Genomic DNA, 17,532 nt, shown 5'->3' on the forward strand with positions numbered 1-17,532 from the left:
GCGGGGTGCGGGGTGGAACCCCGCCATCCCCATCGGCTAGGGTGGCCGCGATGCCCTCGCATGTGTTTTCCATCGCTCCTGCCCTGCCCTTCCTGCCGACGCTGGCGCGCGGCGTGCTCGACGGGCGCTTCCTGCCGGGCGAGGATTTCTCCGCCGATCCGCTGGCGCTCGCCGGGCTGACGATCCTGGTGCCGACGCGCCGTGCGGCGCGTTCGCTGGCGGGCGAGTTCGCGCGGGCGATGGGCGGCGCCTCGGCGATCCTGCCCTCGATCCGCACGCTGGCGGAAGCCGACGAGGGGGCGGCCTTCGTCGATCTCGGCGCGGCGATGGCGCCGGCGATGGACCCCTTGGAGCGACACCTCCTGCTCGCGCGTCTCGTGCGCTTCTGGAAGGTCGGGCTGAACCGGCAGGCGTTGCGCCTTCTCGCGAACGAGGAGATCGTGCTGCCGGCCTCGGCGGCGGACGCCCTCTATTCGGCCGAGGACCTCTGCGCCTTTCTGGACGAGGCGGTGACGGAAGAGGCGGGCCTGCACAAGCTGACGGGCCTTGCGCCCGACCGCCTCGCCGAATGGTGGCAGCTGACGCTGACCTTCCTGTCGATCCTGTCGGAGCAGTGGCCGGCGATCCTGAAGGAGCGCGGGGTCGAGGATCGCGCGAGCCTGCGCCGCCGCTGGTTCGATGCGGAAGCGGAGCGGCTCCAAGCCAGCGGCTCGCGGGGACCGATCCTTGTCGCCGGCTCGACGGCGACCGCGCCCTCGACGCTGCGCTTCCTGCGCGCGGTGGCGGGCCTGCCGAACGGCGCGGTGATCCTGCCGGGCGTCGATTGCCATCTCGACAACGCGAGCTTCGACGCGATCGATCGCGCCCGCTCCATCGCCGCCCCGGGGCACCCGCAGCATGCCCTGAAGCGCATCCTGCAGGGGCTTCTGGTGGAGCGCGACGGCATCGAGCTCCTGTGCCCCGACCGGGGCCATCCGCTTCTGGCGCGCGAGAAGTTCCTGTCCGACGCGCTGCGCCCGGCCGAAACCACCGACGCCTGGTCCGATGCCGATCGCCGGCATGGCGGCGACGCGCTGGACGGGCTGGAGCTGATCGAGGCGGCGGACGAGCGCGAGGAGGCGCTGGCAATCGCCGTCGCGATCCGCGACGCGCTGTCCGACCCGTCCGCGACCGTCGCGCTGACGACGCCCGACCGCAACCTCGCCCGGCGCGTGTCGGCCGAGCTCGAGCGCTTCGGCGTCGCCGCCAACGATTCCGCCGGCCGCCCGCTGCACGCGACGCCGCCCGGCACCTTCTGCCTGCTCGCCCTGTCGGTGGCGTTGGAGCCGGGCGATCCGATCACACTCCTGTCGCTCTTGAAGCACCCGCTCCTGCGGCTCGGTCTTGGCTCCGCCCGCGCGCGCGAGGCGGCGCGCACGATCGAGCTGATCGCGCTGCGCGGCGGCTGCGGCGTTGCGGACGGCGGCAAGCTCGCAAGCCTCTTTGCCGAGCGCCGCAAGGCGGCGGAGGCCGAGGACGGCCGTGCCCCGCGCCCCGTGCAGCTCGTGCCGGAGGAAGACCGCGACGCCGCGCAGGCGCTCGCCGAACGGCTGGAGGCAGCGCTCCAGCCCCTGTCCGGCCTGCGCGACGGGGGCGAGCAGGAACTCGCCGACTACGCCGTCTGCCTGACGCGCGTTCTGGAAGCGCTGGCGGCGGGCGAGGATGGCGCGCCGACGGCGCTCTATGCCGAGGAGGCGGGCGCGGCGCTGCGCGACATGCTGCGCTCCTTCGTCGCCGCACCCGAAACCGGCTTCTCCTTTCGCGCGCCCGAGTTGCCCGACGTGGCGCTGGCGCTGATGCGCTCGATCAACGTGCGGCCGCGCGGCGGCCTGTCGCAGCGCGTCTTCATCTGGGGCGCGCTGGAGGCGCGGCTGCAGAATGTCGACGTGATGATCCTCGGCGGACTGAACGAGGGCACGTGGCCGGGCACCGCGCGCTCCGACGCCTTCCTGTCGCGCATCATGCGCTCGGAGATCGAGCTCGATCCGCCCGAGCGCCGCATCGGCCTGGCCGCACACGACATCTGGATGGCGCTCGGCGCCCGCCGCGTCGTGATGGCGCGCTCGCACCGCGCCGGCGGCGCGCCGGCCATCGCCTCGCGCTGGCTCCAGCGCATCCTGACGCTGGCGGGACCGGACGGCGCGAGCGCGCTTCGCGCCCGCGGCGAGACCTACCTCCACCATGCGCGCCGCCTCGACGAGCGCCCGGAGGAGCTGCGCGCGCCGCGGCCGGAACCCAAACCCCCGGTGGACCGGCGGCCGATCCGCCATTCCTTCACCGAAGTCGAGACGCTGGTGCGCGACCCCTATGCGGTCTACGCCCGCCGCGTCCTGAGGCTCGATCCTCTCCCCGAGATGATCCGAGCGCCCGGTGCGCCGGAGCGCGGCGACCTCTACCACGCGATCCTCCACCGCTTCGTGGATGACGGCATCGATCCCGATGCCGAGGACGCGCGGGACCGGCTGCTCGCCATCGCCCGCGAAGCCTTCGACGACGCCGCCCTGCCGCCCGAGATCGAGGCCGTCTGGTGGCCGCGCATGGAAACGCTGGCGACCAACATGATCGCCTGGGAGCGCGAGCGCGCGCCGATGGTCGCCGAGCGCCTGACCGAGGTGAAGGGCGCGTTCGACCTGCCCGGGATCGGCGTCGGCTTCCACGGCTATGCCGACCGCATCGACCGGATGCGCGACGGCTCCGTGGAGATCATCGACTACAAGACCGGCACCACGCCGTCGGTGAAACAGGCGCGCACGCTTCTCAGCCCGCAGCTGCCCCTGGAAGGCGCGATGGCGCGGCTCGGCGGTTTCGAGAAGCTCGGCCCGGTGTCCTCCGTGCGCGACCTCCTCTACGTGCGCCTGCGCGAACGCGACTTCTACGAGGAGCGCCTTGCGCACAACGGCGGCCGAACGGGCGAGCCGCAGTCGGGCGACGACCTGTCGGATGCCGCGCTCGGCGCCTTCCGGGGCTTGGCGGCCGCCTATCGCAACCCGGAGAAAGGCTACCTGTCGCGCGCCCGCCCCTTCCAGGCCGGCGACTTCTCGGGCCCCTACGACCATCTCGCCCGGGCACGCGAATGGACGGCGGCGGGGGCCGGCGCCGCCGACGAGGACGCCGTGGAATGAGCGAGATCCTTCCCACCACGATCGAAGCGCAGCGCATCGCCTCCGATCCCGCGCGCTCGGTCTTCGTCGCCGCCAACGCCGGGTCGGGCAAGACGCATGTCCTCACCGAGCGCGTCGTGCGGCTGCTTCTGGCGGGCGCCGAGCCTGCCAAGATCCTGTGCCTCACCTACACCAAGGCGGCGGCCGCCGAGATGCAGACGCGCGTCTTCGCCCGCCTTTCGCACTGGGCGGTGACGGACGAGGCGACGCTCCGACAGGCGATCGAGGATCTCGACAAGCGCGCGCCGTCGCGGGAACGCCTCGCCGAGGCGCGGCGCCTCTTCGCCCGCGCGCTCGAGGCGCCGGGCGGCCTGAAGATCCAGACCATCCACGCCTTCTGTGAGGCGGTGCTCCACCAGTTTCCGCTGGAAGCCAATATCCCCGGCCATTTCGAGGTGCTGGACGACGCCGAGAGCGCGCTCCTCCTTGCCGAAGCCCGGCGCATGCTGATCTCGGGTGCGCGCACGAGCCCGGACGATCCCGGCGGGCAGGATGCGGAGGACGCGGCGATCGCGCGCGCCTTTGCCGATGCCCTGTCGATGGCGGGCGAATGGGGCCTCGACGCGCTGCTCGGCGAGATCGTCCAGCGCCGCGACCGGCTGCGCCGGCATCTCGAGGCGACGGGCGGGCGCGACGCGGCCGAGGAGCGCCTGCGTCGGGCACTCGGTCTCCAGCCCGGCGAAACGGAGGCGAGCGCGCTCAGTGCGGCGATCGATCCGCCGGGCTTCGAGGAGGATTTCCGCGAGGCCCTCGCCGAGGCGGCGCAGCGCAGCGGCAAGGCGACCGACGCGAAGCTTGCCGCCAAGATCGCCCTCGTCGAGAGCGCCGCAACGCCGGAGGCGCGGTTTACCGCTCTCTGCGCGGTGGTCTTCAAGGCCGATGGCGGACGCTACAAGGCGTCGAGCGTCGCGACCAAGGCTGTGTCCGGTCTCTTCGCCGATTTCGAGGAGCGGCTGGAGACGCTCGCTGAGTTCCTGGAGGAGCGCCGCGAGCGGCTCGCCACCTTGCGCCTTGCGCGCGCCAGCGGCGCGGCGCTGACCATCGCCGAGAAGCTCGAGGCGGACTACGCGGCGCTCAAGCGCCGGCGCGGGCGACTCGATTTCGAGGACCTGATCGTGCGCACCGCCGATCTTCTCCTGCGCGCGGACGCCTCGGCCTGGGTCCATTTCAAGCTCGACCAGGGCATCGACCACGTGCTCGTCGACGAGGCGCAGGACACGAGCCCGCGCCAGTGGCAGGTGGTGCGCCAGCTGGTCGAGGAGTTCTTCGCCGGTGCCTCGGCGAGCGTCCGGCCGCGCACGGTCTTTGCAGTCGGCGACGAGAAGCAGTCGATCTATTCGTTCCAGGGCGCCTCGCCGGAGATGTTCGACGCCGAGCGGCGCTATCTCCGCTCTCTTGCCGAGGGCGGGGACCGGCCGTTCGCGGCCGTCGAGCTTCACCAGTCCTTCCGCTCCGTGCCGGAGATCCTGAAGGCGGTGGATCAGGTCTTCGCCGATCCCGCCGACCGGCGCGGCCTCCAGTCCGACGAGGGCCCGCCCGTCCACGTCTCGACGCGCACCGCCGATCCCGGCCTGATCGAGGTCTGGCCGGTCGTCGTGCCCGCGACCGTGCCCCAGCACGAGGACTGGCTGACGCCGGTCGACCTCCAGCCGGAGACCTCGCCCGCCCATCGCCTCGCCGGGCGTATCGCGGCCCAGATCAAGAACTGGATCGGCCGTCCGATCCGCGCGAAGGGAAAGCTGCGCCCGCTCGATGCCGGCGATGTGCTGATCCTCGTTCGCAAGCGATCCGGCTTCGTCGCGGCGATGGGCGCGGCGTTGCGGGCCGCGGGCATTCCCGCCGCGGGCGCGGACCGGCTGGTGATCACCGACCATATCGCCGTCGCCGACCTCGTCGCGCTGGGGCGCACCGTGTCGAACGCCGAGGACGAGCTGTCGCTCGCCGCCGCCCTGAAGAGCCCGCTCTTCGGCTTCAGCGACGACGAACTGATGGCGCTCGCCCTGTCGCGCAAGGGCGCCCGGCAGCCCGAGGCGCTGTACTTCGCTTTGCGCCGCCTCGCCCGGCCGGGCGGCGCGGAACGCGTGCCCCCCTTCGTGACGGGGGCGGCGCGCGAGCGGCTGCGCGACAAGGCCGCCCACGCCTTCGACCGGCTGGAGGAGCTGCGCCGTCGCGCCGGTTTCGAGACCGTCTTCACCTTCTTCGCGCGCATCCTCGGCCCCGAGGAGGGCCGCGCGAGGCTCGTCGCGCGGCTCGGCCGCGATGCCGGCGACGTGGTGGACGCGTTCCTCGATCTGGCGCTCGCCGAAGAGCAGGCGGGGCGCGGCGGACTGGAGGCGTTCCTCGCCGATCTCGCCGCCTCGCCGCCCGAGATCAAGCGCGAGATGGAGCATGGGCGCGGCGAGGTGCGCATCATGACAACGCACGCCTCCAAGGGGCTGGAGGCGCCTGTCGTGTTCCTGGTCGATCCGGGCTCGGCTCCGTTCAGCCATTCGCACGGCGCCAAGCTCATGGAATGGTCTGATATGCCCGCCCGGCCGCCCGGCATGCCGCCGGGTTTCCTCTGGTGCCCCGATCTGTCGGCGCGCGATGCGGCGGTGGCCGCCTTGCGCGAGGCCGAGCGCGCGCGTGCCGAGGACGAGTATCGTCGTCTCCTCTATGTCGGGCTGACGCGCGCGGCCGACCGGCTCGTGGTCTGCGGCCTGTCGGGGGTGCGCGGGCCGGACGAGGCGTCCTGGCTGCAGAAGGTCGAGGCGGCCCTCAAGCCGCACGCGCGCGAGATCAAGGACACCGGGACGGGCGAGACCCTCGCCTGGCGGCTCGGCTCGGAACTGGAGGGGGCCACCCTTCCGCCTGTCGCCGCGCCGGATGCGCCGGTCTTCCGCGCGCTCGACCTGTCGAAGCTTGCGCCCGAGGACCTGCCGCCGCGCCCGCTGCAGCCGTCCACGGCGTCCGGCGGCAGCCGGATCGAGGTCGCGGCGATGGACGACGAAGGGGCCCTGTCGGCCTCGCCGGTGCTGGGCGCGGCGGGGCGGCCCGCCACGGGCGTGCGCCGCGGCCTTCTTCTCCATCGCCTCCTGCAGGCGCTGCCGGACCTCGCCCCGGAGGCGCGGGAGGCCGCAGCGCATGACTTCGCCCGGCGCGAAGGCCGGGCGCTCGGCGAGGAGGAAGCCACCCGCATCGCGGGCCAGGCGCTCGCGATCCTCGACGAGCCCGCCTACGCCCCCTTCTTCGGCCCCGGCAACCGGGCGGAGGTGGCGGTGGCCGGCGAGATCGAGCTTGCCGGGCGACGCTATGCCGTCAGCGGCGCGATCGACCGGCTGGCGGTGACGGCGGATGCCGTTCACATCCTCGACTACAAGACGAACAGACCGTTTCCCGAATCGCTCGCCGCGGTTCCCGCCGCCCATCTCCTGCAGCTCGCGCTCTATGCCGAGATGGTGCGTCCGCTCTTCGAAGGCCGACGGATCCGGGCCGCGCTCCTCTACAGCGAGGGGCCGCGGCTGATCGAGGTGACGGAACAGGCGATGGCCGAGGCGCTGGCCGAGCGGGCGGCCCGGAGCGCTGCGGGGGGGGCGGCGGCTTGAACCGGCCGCTCCTCCCTTCTACCTATGGAGCACCCGAGACCGGCCCCAGGCGATTCCCTCGCGCCGGCTCTTTCTCGAACCATCGCGCAATGGCTCAACTCGCAGCCATTGCGTCATCGGAGCGCCCCATGGCCACCAAGAAGACCGACAGTTCCTCGTTCCAGTCCGACGTTCTGGAGGCCGGCAAGCCGGTCGTCGTCGACTTCTGGGCGGAGTGGTGCGGCCCCTGCAAGATGATCGCGCCGAGCCTCGAGGAAATCTCCGAGGAGAACGACAAGGTGTCGATCGTGAAGGTCAACATCGACGAGAACCCGGATCTCGCCGCGCAGTTCGGCGTGCGCTCGATCCCGACGCTGATGCTCTTCAACCCCGGCCAGGAGCCGGTGGTGAAGGTCGGCGCTGCCGCCAAGAGCCAGCTTCTCGCCTGGATCAACCAGAACGCCGCCTGAGCTATCGCTCGGTCGCAACGCCAAGCCCGCGGCCCTCACCGGCCGCGGGCTTTTTTCGTGGGGCGTCAGCGCGGCGCGAGGCCGCTCTCGGCGAGGACGTCGCCGGCGAGATAGAGCGAGCCGCAGATCAGGAAGCGCGGGGCCGGCCCGCCGCGCCAGTGCGAGGCGACGCGCCGGATCGCCGCCGACACGTCGGCCGCCGGCTCGGCGTCGAGCCCGGCCTCCAGCGCGGCGTCCGCCAGCACCACCGGATCGACGCCTGCATCCGACGAGCGGATCGGCACGGTGAAGGCGTGGCGCGCCATGCCCGCGAAGGCCTCGAAGAAGCCCTTCGGCTCCTTGGTGTTCAGCATGCCGGCGATCAGGACCAGAGGCCGCGGCACCCGCTCCTCCATGTCGGCCATCGCCTCGGCGATGACGAGGCCGGCGCCCGGATTGTGCCCGCCGTCGAGCCAGATCTCGGAGCCCTCGGGCGCCAGCGCGACCAGCGGACCGGCGGTGATGCGCTGGAGGCGGCCGGGCCATTCGGCCGCCGCGATGCCGCGCTCGATTTCGGTGGCGCTGGGGTTGAAGCCGGCGGCGCGCACGGCGGCGATCGCGGTTGCGGCGTTGCCGATCTGGTGTCGGCCGGGAAGGCGCGGCAGCGCGAGGTCGAGAAGCCCGTACTCGTCCTGATAGACGAGGCGGCCGCGCTCGGAGATCGCGTGGAATTCCTGCCCGTGGATGAAGACCGGCGCGCCGGTGCGCCGGGCGTGGTCGCGCAGGACCTCGAGCGCCGTCGGCTCCGTCTGCGGGCCGATCACGACGGGCGAGCCGCGTTTGAAGATGCCGGCCTTCTCGGCGGCGATCAGTTCGACGCGGTCGCCGAGATAGGCCTGATGGTCGAGCGAGATCGAGGTGACCGCGGTCACCGCCGGGCGATCCACCACGTTGGTCGCGTCGAAGCGTCCGCCGAGGCCGACCTCGAGCAGCACGGCATCGGCCGGGTGCTCGGAAAACAGAAGAAAGGCGACGGCACTGAGGAGCTCGAAGACGGTGAGCGTCTCGTCGCCGTTGGCGGCCGCCGCGCGCCGCACCGTCTCGGCGAGAAGTGCGTCGTCCACCAGCGCACCGCGCCCGCCCGCCGTGCCGGCGATCCGGTAGCGCTCGTGCCAGTCGACGAGATGGGGCGAGGTGTGGACGTGGACGCCCTTGGCTGCCGCTTCGAGGATCGCGCGCGCGAAGGCGACCGTTGATCCCTTGCCGTTGGTGCCGGCGACGTGGATCACCGGGGGGAGCCGGTGCTGCGGCTCGCCGAGGGCGGCCAGAAGCCGGCGGATGCGGTCGAGGCCGAGATCGATGCCCTTCGGCATGCGCTCGTGGAGGCGGGTGATCTCGCCCGCCGCAAGGCTGGTCGCGCTCATCGCGCCCGTCAGGCGGCCGCGGCGGATTCGGCGGACGGCGTCGCCTCTTCGGCGGGCACCGCCAGCGGCGTCTTCGTCAGCACCTTGAGGAGGCGAGCGATCGTGCCCTTCAGCTCATGCCGGTGGACGACCATGTCCACCATGCCATGTTCCATCAGGTACTCGGAGCGCTGGAACCCCTCGGGCAGCTTCTCGCGGATGGTCTGCTCGATGACGCGCGGACCGGCAAAGCCGATCAGCGCGCCCGGCTCGGCGATGTGGACGTCGCCCAGCATCGCGTAGGAAGCGGTGACGCCGCCCGTCGTCGGATTGGTGAGGACGACGATGTAGGGAAGCCCCGCCTCCTTCACCATGTCGACCGCGACCGTCGTGCGCGGCAGTTGCATCAGCGACAGGATGCCCTCCTGCATGCGCGCGCCGCCCGAGGAGGCGAAGAGCACAAGCGGGCGCGAGCGCTCCACCGCCGTTTCGGCGGCGGTCACGATCGCCTCGCCCGCCGCCATGCCGAGCGAGCCGCCCATGAAGGCGAAATCCTGCACGGCGGCGACGATCGGCAGCGTCTCGATTGCGCCGCAGGCAACGAGGACGGAATCCTCCATGCCGGTCTTGGCCTTGGAATCCTTCAGGCGATCGACATAGCGGCGCTCGTCGCGGAACTTCAGCGGATCGACCGGCACCTTCTCCAGCGTGATCTCCTCGAAGATTCCGTCGTCGAAGAAGGTCGTCAGCCGGTCGCGCGCGCCGATGCGCATGTGGAAGCCCGAGGACGGGATCACGTACTGGTTGGCCTCGAGGTCCTTGTGGAAGACCATCTCGCCGGTCTCGGGACACTTGATCCAGAGGTTTTCCGGCACCTCGCGCGGCTGCTGGCCGAGAAGGCTCGAGATCTTCGGGCGGACGTAGTTGGTGATCCAGTTCACGGGAGCCTGGTCCTTCGAAACACGTGCGGCGGGCGCAGCGCTGCGGCGGCCCGGCCTTTGACTGCTAGATGGCGGCCTTTTCAGGCGGCCGCAAGGCGGGCGTCCCGAAGGCCGCCGGCGAGATCGCGCACCAGCGCGGTCACGGCCTCGACCATGGCCGGCGTCCCGCCGTCCTGCGCCGCCTCGACCGCGGCGACCAGCGCCGAGCCGACCACGACGCCGTCGGCGTGGCGGCCGATCGCGCTGGCCTGCTCGGCCGTGCGCACGCCGAAGCCGACGCAGACCGGCAGCGGCGTCTTCGCCTTGATGCGCCCGACGGCGGCCGCGACGGCGGTCGTGTCCGGCGCCGCAGAACCGGTGATGCCGTTGACCGAGACGTAGTAGACGAAGCCGGACGTGTTCTTCAGAACCGCCGGCAGGCGCCGCTCGTCGGTGGTCGGCGTCGCGAGGCGGATGAAGTTGAGGCCGCCCTCGATCGCGGGAAGGCAAAGCTCGCCGTCCATCTCGGGCGGCAGGTCGACGACGATCAGGCCGTCGACGCCGGCGTTCTTCGCGTCGGCCACGAAGCGCTCGACACCGTAGATGAAGACCGGGTTGTAGTAGCCCATCAGGATGATCGGCGTCGCATCGTCCTCCCGGCGGAAGGCGCGAACCGTGTCGAGCGTGCGGCCGAGCGTCTCGCCGGCCTGGAGCGCACGGAGCCCAGCGCGCTGGATCGCCGGGCCGTCGGCCATCGGGTCGGAGAAGGGCATGCCGAGTTCGATCAGGTCGGCACCGGCGCCGGGCAGCGCGCGCAGGATCTCCAGCGTCGTGCCGGCATCGGGATCACCCGCCATGATGAAGGTGACGAGCGCCGGGCGCCCTTCCGCCTTCAGTGCCTCGAAGCGCGTCTCGATGCGTGTCGTCATGGTGTGCCCCGGCCGTTCGTCATGAGGATGCGATACAGGCGTCGGCGATCCATCTCAAGGTCGGCGCGTCGGCCATCACGGCCTGTCCCGTGATGGCCGGCACCTCGTAGGGATGGAGCGCGCGGATCGCGCCGGCCACCGGCTCGAAGAGGTCGGCGCGCGTCTTCAGGACCAGCACGACCTCGCGCGCGCTCTCCGGTGCGCCGTTCCAGCGGTAGCGGCTCTCGACCGGCGCGGACAGCTGCGCACAGGCAACGAGCCGCCGGCCGAGCAGGCTGTCGGCGATCTCGCGCGCCGTCGCCTCGTCGGGACAGGCGACGGTGACGTCGAGCGCGCCGGGATGCGTCACATCTCGAGGCCCATCCGGGCCGCGATCGTGTTGACGTCCTTGTCGCCGCGCCCCGACAGGCAGAGCACGATCGACTGCTCGCGGCCCATGGTCTTCGCGAGCTTCCCGACATGGGCGAGACCGTGGGCGGATTCGAGCGCCGGGATGATGCCCTCGAGGCGCGTGCACAGGTGGAAGGCGTCGACCGCTTCCTCGTCGGTCACCGGCACGTAGGTGACGCGGCCGGTGTCGCGCAGCCAGGAATGCTCGGGGCCGACGCCGGGATAGTCGAGACCGGCCGAGATCGAATGGCCTTCCATGATCTGCCCGGCGGCATCCTGCAGGAGGTAGGTGCGGTTGCCGTGGAGGACGCCCGGCCGGCCGCCGCTCATCGAGGAGGCGTGGCCGTTCTCGATATGGATGCCGTGGCCGCCGGCTTCCGCGCCGTAGATCGCGACGGACGGATCGTCGAGGAAGGCGCGGAACATGCCGATGGCGTTGGAGCCGCCGCCGACGCAGGCGACCACCGCATCGGGCAGCGCGCCGGTATCGTCCAGCATCTGCTGTCGCGTCTCGTCGCCGATCACCTGCTGGAAGTCGCGCACCATGGCGGGATAGGGATGCGGGCCCGCGGCGGTGCCGATGAGGTAGTAGGTGTCGGAAACATTCGTCACCCAGTCGCGCAGCGCCTCGTTCATCGCGTCTTTCAGCGTGCCGGCGCCCGCGGTCACCGCCCGCACCTCGGCGCCGAGCAGCTTCATGCGGAAGACGTTCGGCTTCTGGCGCTCGACGTCGGTGGCGCCCATGAAGACGACGCAGGGCATGCCGAAGCGTGCGCAGACTGTGGCGGTCGCCACGCCGTGCTGGCCGGCGCCCGTCTCGGCGATGATGCGCGTCTTGCCCATGCGGCGGGCGAGCAGGATCTGGCCGAGGCAGTTGTTGATCTTGTGCGAGCCGGTGTGGTTCAGCTCCTCGCGCTTGAAGTAGACGCGGGCGCCGCCGAAATGCTCGGTCAGGCGCTCAGCGAAATAGAGCGGGCTGGGGCGGCCGGTGTAGTGCGTCTGCAGGTCGTCGAGCTCGGCGCGGAAGGCCGGGTCGGTCTTGGCCGTGCGATAGGCGTCCTCGAGGTCGAGGATGATCGGCATCAGCGTTTCGGCGACGAAACGGCCGCCGAACTGGCCGAACAGGCCGTCCTCGTCGGGCCCCATGCGGAAGGAGTTCGGGGTCGGGATCTCAGTCATGCGAACCTGCGCTTTTCTTCGTGATGGGTGAGCGGACCGGCCTCGACGGCCGCCTCGAAGGCATCGAACAGGCGATGGATCAGGCCGTCGTCCTTGACGCCCGGCTCGCGCTCGACGCCCGACGAGACGTCGAGCCCGCGCGGCGCGACGCGCCGAACGGCCGCCTCGATCGTGTCCGGGTTGATGCCGCCAGACAGCGTGAAGTCGCGGGTCTCGAGGGCGTCGAGAAGGCCCCAGTCGAAGGACACGCCGTTGCCGCCCGGAATGTTCGAAGTCTTGGGCGCGCGCGCGTCAAGAAGGATACGGTCGGCGACGGGGCGGAAGCGTTCGATCTCCTCGAGATCGGCCACCGAGGCCACGGGGATCGCCTTCATCACGGTCGCCCCGGTCAGCGCCTGCACCGCGGCGACGCGCGCCGCCGTCTCGGACCCGTGCAGCTGGATCACGTCGGGGCGGACGCGGGCGGCGAGCCGCTTGAGAAAGTCGTCGTCGGCATCGACGGTGACGACCGTCACCAGCGCCCGGCCGCCGACATGGGCGCGCAGGCGGATCATGTCCTCGATCGACAGATGGCGCGGGCTGCGCTCGAAATGGACGAAGCCCACCTCCGAGCAGCCGCGCGCGAGCACCGTGTCGATATGGCCTTCGGTCTTGAGGCCGCAGATCTTGATATGCGGGCGGGTCACGCTGGGGGACACTTTCGGATGCGAAACGGAAAGCTCAACAGGCACTTATCGCGCCGGAGACCCCACGGTGTAAAGCGCGGGGTGTCTGGCTCAGGGGTCGAAGTCGAAGGCATGTAACTCCGAGCCCCGCTCCTTCAACCATCGCCGCCCGGCCTCGGTTTCCGGGCAGAGGCTGCGGCACAGGGTCCAGAAGGCCGGCGCATGGTTCATCTCGCGAAAATGCGCCACTTCGTGGGCGGTGAGGTAATCGAGGACGGCCGGCGGCGCCATGACGATGCGCCAGGAAAAGGCGAGCTTGCGGTCGGCCGTGCACGAGCCCCAGCGGCTGGTGGTGTCCTTCAGCGTCAGCGAACGCGGCAGGAGGCCGACCGTGGCAGAATGGCGATCGACCGCCGCCTGAAGATCGCGCCGCGCCTCCCGCTTCAGAACGTCGCGCACCCGGCGCGCGAGATGCGGCAGGTCGCCGCCGACGCGCAGGGTCGCCTCCCCGCCCGCCGTCTCGAAACGCGCCGTGCGGCAGGCCGGATCGTGCACGAGCCGATGGGGAACGCCGCGCATCGGCAGGAGCATCCCCGGCGCGATGCGGGCGCGGCCGGGCGCCGCCGACAGGCGCTCCTCCGCCCAGCTGCGGTGGCGGTCGAGAAAGGCGAGAACCGTGCGGGCGGGGGTGCGGCGTGGCACGGTGAGGCGCAGCGCCCCGCCGCCCGGCGCCAGCCGCATGACGATCCGCCGTGCGGTCGGGTGTTCGCGGACCTCGAGGCGCACCGGCCGATCGCCGAGGATCAGCGTCTCGGGAAAGGCGGCCTTCAGCCCTCGTCCCGTCAGCCGTTCCAGGAGCCCTCGTGCCATCGTCCGCCGCTTCGCATCGCCTTGACCGGCTTCATACGCCGCGCCGGGCGCCTCCGGCAACGCCCACGAAAAAGGCCGCCGGCGCGATGCCGGCGGCCCGATCGATCGAGAGGTTCCCGACGCTTAGCGGACGTCGACGAACTCGGCGTCCACCACGTCGCCCTTGCGCTTGCGCGTGGTCATGAAGCGGTCGAACTCCTCCTGGTCCTTGGCGCGGCGCAGCTCGCGCGCATAGGCCTCGAAGTCGGCGCTCATACGGTGGAGCTTGGCGCGCTCCTCGTCGAGGCGCTTCAGCTCGGCCTCGCGCCAGTCGTCGAAGGCGACGTTGCCGGTGCGCTCGGCCGCGAACGGCGTGCGCGCGCCCGAACGGCGGAAGGTCGCGGCAACGCTGTCGGTCGCCCGGCCGACGTCGCGGCGGAAGACCTCGAGGCGATCGCCCCAGAGAATGTAGGCGATCATGGCCAGGCCGAGCGGCCAGTACACGATGAAGCCCAGAACCATCAGCGCGATCGTGGCCGGCGTCCAGGCGGGACGGATCAAAGCTTGTGACGTCATGTCGGTGTCCATCAACCAGTGCCCATGGGAAGCGGGCGAGGATCCCGCTTCATGACATGGTGACGGATTTCTTCCGCTTCAACGCAAGACGGCGTGAGACGTCAGCGACCGTGCTTCTTCGCCTCGCGGATGGCGTCGAGCAGGATCGGGGCGCCCGACAGGTGGTCGCCTGCCTCGTCCGGTACCGGCGGCGCGGGCGGCTCGAAGCTGGCATGCGTCTCGGCCGCACCGAACGGGGCCTCGGTGAGACCAGCGACGACCGACGGCAGGGCATCGCCTGCATGCGGTGCCGTGTCCGGCGCGGATGCCTCCGGCTCGGAGCCGTCATGCGTCTCGGCCGCGCCGAACGGCACGTCGCCCGACACGGCGACGGCCGAGGCCACGGCATCCTCCGGCAGGCTCGCCTCTTCGAGCGCGGCGGGCGGCTGGAGGCTCGCCTCGTCGGCGGCCTCTTCGGCGACCGGGGCCGTCGGCGCGGCGCGATGGCCATGCGTCAGCGCGAAGTCGACGATGCGCGGCGCGATCTCGGCGCGGAAACGCGAGCCGTTGAAGACGCCGTAATGGCCGACCTTCGGCTGCAGGTAGTGGACGCGCATGTCGTCGGGGATGTTGCGGCAGAGGTCGTGCGCGGCGCGGGTCTGGCCGACGCCGGAAATGTCGTCGTTCTCGCCCTCGACGGTGAGCAGCGCCGTGCGCCGGATCTTGCCCATGTCCAGCCGCTTGCCGTGATGGGTGATCGTGCCGCGAGGCAGCGAATGCTTGATGAAGACCTCCTCCACCGTCTGGAGGTAGAACTCGGCGGTGAGATCCATCACCGCGTTGTACTCGTCGTAGAAGGTGCGGTGCTTGTCGGCCGAATCCCCGTCGTTCTTCACGAGGTGCCAGAAGAAGTCCTTATGGGCGATGAGGTGGCGGTCGAGGTTCATCGACATGAAGCCGGTGAGCTGCAGGAAGCCGGGATAGACCTCGCGCATGAAGCCGGGTTGCGGGAACGGCACCTTCATGATGACGTTCTGGCGGAACCAGTCGATGCCCTTGTCCTTAGCGAGCTTGTTCACCGCCGTCGGGTTGACGCGCGTGTCGATCGGCCCGCCCATCAGCGTCATCGTCGCGGGATGGCAGGGATCCTCGTCTTCCTCCATCCGGGCGACGGCCATCATCACCGGCACCGCCGGCTGGCAGACGCCGATGACATTCACGCCGGGGCCGAGGAAGCGCAGCATCTCGATGACGTAGTCGACATAGGTGTCGAGGTCGAAGCGGCCGGCCGACAGCGGCACGGTGCGCGCATCCTGCCAGTCGGTGATGTAGATCTCGCCGTAGGGCAGAAGCGCCTCGACCGTGCCGCGCAGGAGCGTGGCGTAGTGGCCCGACATCGGGGCGACGATCAGGAAGCGCGGGTCGGGCTTGCGGCCTTCGGGCAGCGCCCGCTCGAAATGGAGAAGCGTGCCGAACGGCTTCTGCCAGACCGGCTTGTCGACGACCGGTACGCGCATGCCGTCGACGAACGTGTCGTGGAGGTCGAAGGACGGCTTGCCGTAGACGCGCGTGGTGCGCTCGAAGAGCTCGGCCATCGCGGCCACCGTGCGACCCATCTCGGTGTGCGAGATCGGGTTCATCGGGTTCTGGTAGATCGCCTTCGTCGCGTCGGCCACCGCGCGGAAGGGGGCGAGGACCGCGTGGTTCCACTCGTAGAATTCGTACAACATGCACTCCCACGATGATGGAACGGAAGGAGCCGAAGCGGCCCGGTCCGTAGAACATGGCACCGAATTGGTGCCGTGCAAGTTAATTGCCCGACTAACGCCTTGAACACGCTGCCGTCACAGCCAACGAACCATGACGATCCGCGAGCCATCGGGCGCTCCGGCCGGCCATTCCACATCGCGTCGCTGGCGCAGGGCTGGCGTGAGAGCGGCGTCATCGACCGCGACGAAGCGACGCTGCGCGTAGAAACCTTCGCCGAACGGCAGGCCGCGCGCCGTGGAGAGGCCCACCGCCCTGTGGAAGAACCACCCGGCCCGCTCGACGACGCTGGCCAGAAGCGCCGAGCCGAGGCCGCGACGCCCGTGGGCGGGATCGACGCCGAGGCCCGACAGCCAGTAGCAGCCGCTCGCGGCCGGGTCCTTCGTGAGGTCGGCAAGGTCCGCGGCGGCCGCAAAGCCCACCGCCTCGCCACCCTTCACTTCTGCCACGAAGACCTCGTGGGCGAGGAGGAAGGGCACGAAGCTCTCGATCGGCGCGGGGCCGGTGTCGGGGATGTGTCCGGCCTCGATCAGGAGCCGGTCGGCCGCGGCGTCGATCGCGCGCAGCCGCTCGGCCTCGCCCGGCTCCATCATGCGGATGCGGTAGCCGTCGGGCGCCATGCCCCGGAACGCCTTGCGTCCGTTCAACTCGGCTCGTGGCCTTCGACGATCACGATGTCGGCCTCCGAGACCACCTCGCGGATCGCCTTCGCCGCCTGGTATTCGACCGAGTTGTAGCAGGCCATCGCGTCCTCCATCGAGGCGAACTCGATCACGACGTTGCGGGTCCGCGACGAGCCTTCCAGCGCCTGGAACGGGCCGCCGCGCACGAGGAAGCGCGCGCCGAAGCGCTGCATCGCCGGAGCGGCCGTCGTCACGTAGTCCGGGTAGCGCTCGGGATCGTGGACGTCGACGCGGGCGATCCAGTAGGCCTTCGGCATGGGTGGTCTCCTGTTCAGGCGTCGCGCATTTCGGCGAGGATCGCGCGGGCGGCGGCCAGGCGGTCGGGGGCCGCGATGATGGGCCGCGCGACGACGAGATGGGTGGAGCCGTTGCGCAGGGCATCGCCGGGGGTGACGACGCGCTTCTGGTCGCCGGCCTCGCTGCCGACGGGGCGGATGCCGGGCGTCACCAGCGCCATGCCGGGTGCGAGAAGCTCGCGCACCAGTGCCGCCTCCTGCGCCGAGGCGACGATGCCGCCGATCCCGGCGTCCGCCGCCTGGCGCGCGCGCAGCTCCACGAGGTCCGATACCGAACCGCCGTAGCCGGACTCTCGAAGATCCTCGTCGGAGAGGGAGGTGAGGACCGTGACGCCGAGGACGCAGAGGCTCGTGCCCTCCGCCGCCCGGGCGGCCGCGCGCATCACCTGCGGATAGGCGTGGATCGTGGTCATCGCGGCGCCGAGCCCCGCGATGCTCTCGATCCCCTTTTCCACCGTATTGGAGATGTCGTGCAGCTTGAGGTCGAGGAAGACCTTCTTGCCCATGCGGGCGAGTTCCCCGACGAGCGGCAGTCCGCCGGCAAAGCCGAGCTGGTAGCCGATCTTGTAGAAGCCGACCTCGTCCTCGAGCTCCGTGACGATCGCCTCGGCCTCGCCGCGCGAGGATACGTCGAGGCCGACGATCAGTCGGTCGCGGGGGCTCGGCGCGTTCATGTCGCTCATC

15 protein-coding genes are annotated in these 17,532 nt (G+C 71.0%); 3 read left to right on the forward strand and 12 right to left on the reverse strand.

Going from position 1 to position 17,532, the window contains the following annotated elements; translation table 11 throughout:
- The first annotated feature begins 50 nt into the window (after window positions 1–50).
- The 3 genes from addB to trxA all read left to right on the forward strand — a co-directional run bounded on the left by addB (window position 51) and on the right by trxA (window position 7,233).
- Window positions 51–3,161, forward strand: a complete 3,111-nt coding sequence (gene addB, locus ASF65_RS20500; RefSeq protein WP_055893710.1) for a double-strand break repair protein AddB — start codon at window positions 51–53, stop codon at window positions 3,159–3,161.
- Window positions 3,158–6,784 (forward strand): double-strand break repair helicase AddA, encoded by a 3,627-nt coding sequence (addA, locus tag ASF65_RS20505; RefSeq protein WP_055893712.1) that lies wholly within the window; start codon window positions 3,158–3,160, stop codon window positions 6,782–6,784. Before addB ends, addA begins: the two co-directional genes overlap by 4 nt.
- A 128-nt stretch (window positions 6,785–6,912) precedes the next feature.
- Window positions 6,913–7,233 (forward strand): thioredoxin, encoded by a 321-nt coding sequence (gene trxA, locus ASF65_RS20510; RefSeq protein ID WP_055893715.1) that lies wholly within the window; start codon window positions 6,913–6,915, stop codon window positions 7,231–7,233.
- Window positions 7,234–7,298: 65 nt separating this feature from the next.
- On the opposite strand, the gene ASF65_RS20515 is transcribed toward trxA, so the two are convergent.
- From ASF65_RS20515 to pyrF, 12 genes are all read right to left on the reverse strand, one after another.
- Complete coding sequence (locus ASF65_RS20515) at window positions 7,299–8,636, reverse strand: folylpolyglutamate synthase/dihydrofolate synthase family protein (RefSeq protein ID WP_055893717.1); 1,338 nt, start codon at window positions 8,634–8,636, stop codon at window positions 7,299–7,301.
- Window positions 8,637–8,644: 8 nt separating this feature from the next.
- A complete protein-coding gene (accD, locus tag ASF65_RS20520) occupies window positions 8,645–9,556 on the reverse strand; it encodes an acetyl-CoA carboxylase, carboxyltransferase subunit beta (RefSeq protein ID WP_055893720.1) in 912 nt (303 codons plus the stop codon).
- An 80-nt stretch (window positions 9,557–9,636) separates the two neighbouring features.
- Window positions 9,637–10,464: a tryptophan synthase subunit alpha gene (trpA, locus tag ASF65_RS20525; RefSeq protein ID WP_055893723.1), complete on the reverse strand. Its 828-nt coding sequence runs from the start codon at window positions 10,462–10,464 to the stop codon at window positions 9,637–9,639.
- Between the two features lie 19 nt (window positions 10,465–10,483).
- Window positions 10,484–10,813: a divalent-cation tolerance protein CutA gene (gene cutA / locus ASF65_RS20530; protein WP_055893726.1), complete on the reverse strand. Its 330-nt coding sequence runs from the start codon at window positions 10,811–10,813 to the stop codon at window positions 10,484–10,486.
- Window positions 10,810–12,033, reverse strand: coding sequence for a tryptophan synthase subunit beta (gene trpB / locus ASF65_RS20535; protein ID WP_055893728.1), 1,224 nt, complete (start codon window positions 12,031–12,033; stop codon window positions 10,810–10,812). The genes cutA and trpB overlap by 4 nt, the downstream gene beginning before the upstream one ends.
- Window positions 12,030–12,719, reverse strand: a complete 690-nt coding sequence (locus tag ASF65_RS20540; RefSeq protein WP_055893729.1) for a phosphoribosylanthranilate isomerase — start codon at window positions 12,717–12,719, stop codon at window positions 12,030–12,032. The genes trpB and ASF65_RS20540 overlap by 4 nt, the downstream gene beginning before the upstream one ends.
- Window positions 12,720–12,809: 90 nt before the next feature.
- Entirely contained in the window at window positions 12,810–13,568 is a 759-nt protein-coding gene (locus ASF65_RS20545) for a M48 family metallopeptidase (RefSeq protein WP_055893730.1), read from the reverse strand.
- 123 nt (window positions 13,569–13,691) lie between these two features.
- On the reverse strand, window positions 13,692–14,123 hold the full coding sequence (locus ASF65_RS20550) for a DUF2852 domain-containing protein (protein WP_055893798.1): 432 nt from the start codon (window positions 14,121–14,123) through the stop codon (window positions 13,692–13,694).
- Window positions 14,124–14,224: 101 nt separating this feature from the next.
- Window positions 14,225–15,832, reverse strand: a complete 1,608-nt coding sequence (gene phaZ / locus ASF65_RS20555; RefSeq protein WP_244486878.1) for a polyhydroxyalkanoate depolymerase — start codon at window positions 15,830–15,832, stop codon at window positions 14,225–14,227.
- A gap of 114 nt (window positions 15,833–15,946) precedes the next feature.
- Window positions 15,947–16,516: a GNAT family N-acetyltransferase gene (locus ASF65_RS20560; RefSeq protein WP_055893732.1), complete on the reverse strand. Its 570-nt coding sequence runs from the start codon at window positions 16,514–16,516 to the stop codon at window positions 15,947–15,949.
- Window positions 16,513–16,809, reverse strand: a complete 297-nt coding sequence (locus ASF65_RS20565; protein ID WP_055893734.1) for a DUF1330 domain-containing protein — start codon at window positions 16,807–16,809, stop codon at window positions 16,513–16,515. The genes ASF65_RS20560 and ASF65_RS20565 overlap by 4 nt, the downstream gene beginning before the upstream one ends.
- A gap of 14 nt (window positions 16,810–16,823) precedes the next feature.
- Window positions 16,824–17,522, reverse strand: a complete 699-nt coding sequence (gene pyrF / locus ASF65_RS20570; RefSeq protein WP_055893801.1) for an orotidine-5'-phosphate decarboxylase — start codon at window positions 17,520–17,522, stop codon at window positions 16,824–16,826.
- Between the last annotated feature and the right edge of the window lie 10 nt (window positions 17,523–17,532).

The sequence above is a fragment of the Aureimonas sp. Leaf324 genome, from assembly GCF_001423245.1.
In the GTDB taxonomy this organism is placed as follows: Bacteria; Pseudomonadota; Alphaproteobacteria; order Rhizobiales; family Rhizobiaceae; genus Aureimonas.

Bases quoted from the DNA above. Each gene is read 5' to 3' on its own strand.
- trpA (WP_055893723.1), bottom strand. From the start codon at position 10,464: ATGACGACACGCATCGAGACGCGCTTCGAGGCACTGAAGGCGGAAGGG.
- ASF65_RS20565 (WP_055893734.1), bottom strand. From the start codon at position 16,809: ATGCCGAAGGCCTACTGGATCGCCCGCGTCGACGTCCACGATCCCGAG.
- trxA (WP_055893715.1), top strand. From the start codon at position 6,913: ATGGCCACCAAGAAGACCGACAGTTCCTCGTTCCAGTCCGACGTTCTG.
- addA (WP_055893712.1), top strand. From the start codon at position 3,158: ATGAGCGAGATCCTTCCCACCACGATCGAAGCGCAGCGCATCGCCTCC.
- ASF65_RS20515 (WP_055893717.1), bottom strand. From the start codon at position 8,636: ATGAGCGCGACCAGCCTTGCGGCGGGCGAGATCACCCGCCTCCACGAG.
- addB (WP_055893710.1), top strand. From the start codon at position 51: ATGCCCTCGCATGTGTTTTCCATCGCTCCTGCCCTGCCCTTCCTGCCG.
- phaZ (WP_244486878.1), bottom strand. From the start codon at position 15,832: ATGTTGTACGAATTCTACGAGTGGAACCACGCGGTCCTCGCCCCCTTC.
- pyrF (WP_055893801.1), bottom strand. From the start codon at position 17,522: ATGAACGCGCCGAGCCCCCGCGACCGACTGATCGTCGGCCTCGACGTA.
- trpB (WP_055893728.1), bottom strand. From the start codon at position 12,033: ATGACTGAGATCCCGACCCCGAACTCCTTCCGCATGGGGCCCGACGAG.
- ASF65_RS20545 (WP_055893730.1), bottom strand. From the start codon at position 13,568: ATGGCACGAGGGCTCCTGGAACGGCTGACGGGACGAGGGCTGAAGGCC.
- ASF65_RS20550 (WP_055893798.1), bottom strand. From the start codon at position 14,123: ATGACGTCACAAGCTTTGATCCGTCCCGCCTGGACGCCGGCCACGATC.